The following is a 2,137-nucleotide window of genomic DNA, read 5'->3' on the forward strand; positions in this document are numbered from 1 at the left end:
AATACCTTAAATATGTACATAGGAGAACTGATATTTAATAATTACAGGAAATAAAAAGTAGGAAAGCATTTTGCTTTCTGAAATCTTATATCAGAATTCTCATGGATAAACTTAACATCGCGCGCTAACATACGGCGTGCCTGTTATATTCTCCGGCCTACGAGCAAACGTTTATAGATATACATTAATAAAGATTATCAGGTTCTTTAGAGTAATACATTCAGTCACAGAAGTAACACGTTTGCGTAGTGAGGAGGACAAGGAGCGAAGCGACGAAGATTTCAGAAAAAACTTTTCTTAAAGTTCGTAGAGCACCCTCGTAAAAGGATAGATGGGTTTTAGGCGTCTATTAGATATTATTAGACACTAATAAGTAGTTACAAATGAAAAGGTTTAAATAGCACGAACTGTGCATTTCTAGTTACAGCCTCTAATTCCTATGAATTCTTAACTTATAGCCAATATCAAAATCTAAAAATAGTAGGTTCACCAATGTTTTTTCAGAACAAGAACAAAAAAACAAAGGTGAACCTCATGGAAACAAAATTAAGCATAAATAAAAACTTTACTACCAGCGCTGGTTTGTACATTTATGAGAATCTTTGGGACAAATATGAATTAAACAAAATATTTGACCATGTTGCTCCAAAACATTCAGGAGCGCCAACAAGCAAAATAATGCAGAACTTATTCTTCAGAAACTTTATTGATGCCAACTCAATGGTTGCCCTCAGCGAGAAAGATAAAGAAGAATATTTCCTGCAAAAGAACGCCAGCATTGACAGGACTAATTACGGGAGAAATTTAAACAAGCTCAATGACAAACAAAGACATAGTATACTTCTCAAATTCAATAACGGCTTTATAAGGCCGGAAGATATAGATAAGGGTACGATAATGATATATGACACATCAGCTATTAAAGCAGAAGGAGAAACTTATGAAAATACTGAAATGGTCTATGATGCTTGCGAAGAGAAGATGATTAAAGGCTATGCTCTAAATAAGCTGCTTCTCAAAACAAAAAAGAAACCTGCGGTTATAGATTTCAAATTGCAAAATAAAGATAAGGATAAAACAATAGAAATGTTCAAAAAAGGAAGAAGACTGTATGGAGTTAATAAGGTTGTTATAGACGCTGGTCCTGACATTAGGGGCATGGATTTCTACAAAAAGTTAGATGAAGAGGGATTTCTTTTTTATACCAAAGCAGTAAGCAGCTGGTATTTTAATTATGGTAAGGATTATACAATTGAGCAGCTTAAAGAAGTAATAAAGCCAAGGCTTAAGAAACAAGGTATTGTTTCTTTAGAAGTTTGGAAAGATAACATGCTCCTGAGACTAATTTTTGTCTTGAATGATAAAAGGGTTTATCTTACAAACGATTTAGACATAGCAGCAGGAAAGGTTGTTAGGTACTATAAGTGGAGGTGGGATATAGAAGTTTCATTTAGGGAAGAAAAACAGAATTTGGGTTTAGGAATATTGCCTACAACAAAGTTTAATGGAATCAAAACACATATATTATTGGTTTTATTAGGTTATATTCTTTCCCAATTAATGTTGGCTAAAAAGAAGGTTAAAAGAATAACAGAAGGAATCAAACTGATTAAGAGGAAGATTATAAAAGTATTTGCCATTATTGTTGAAAAATATAAGAAAATACGATTTGAGTTTGAGTCATCATACAAATATTGGTGGGTATTTGATTTGGAGTTTGAGTAAGGTAGAAGAAATATGAAATGTTGGGAAAAGATTGTTGGGCACCCTAAGAAGTTGATAAGTCACTATATAATGGTAACATTTATATAGTGGTTTTGATTTATGAATTGCAGTAGAGAAAATAAAATGTCCGACTACGATTTAGCAGAACATGTGTGTTTAGAGGAGGAAACGCACAGATATTGATATACTAGTTGTTTTTAGGTTTTTAAAGTCAATACCAATATCATACCAAGCCATTTTAATAAAAATTTTCTTCGGGAGAAAAAGGAAATTTTTAATAAAACATTTATCTTCTTTAAGAATATTATAGTAGATGACATAAGTTTTTAGACAGATTTATATACTACTTCTTCTACAAATAGTATAAAAAGGTGATAATATGAAAACAACAGTATCTAAAATAAAATCTAGT

The 2,137-nt window shown here is 31.8% G+C and carries 1 protein-coding gene; it reads left to right on the forward strand.

Annotated features, from left to right (window positions below; genetic code table 11):
- Positions 1 to 534 precede the first annotated feature (534 nt).
- Positions 535 to 1,725: a transposase gene (locus tag KKC91_11255; GenBank protein MBU0479130.1), complete on the forward strand. Its 1,191-nt coding sequence runs from the start codon at positions 535 to 537 to the stop codon at positions 1,723 to 1,725.
- Positions 1,726 to 2,137: the final 412 nt, after the last annotated feature.

It is taken from the genome of bacterium (genome assembly GCA_018812485.1).
Lineage (GTDB): Bacteria > JAHJDO01 > JAHJDO01 > JAHJDO01 > JAHJDO01 > JAHJDO01.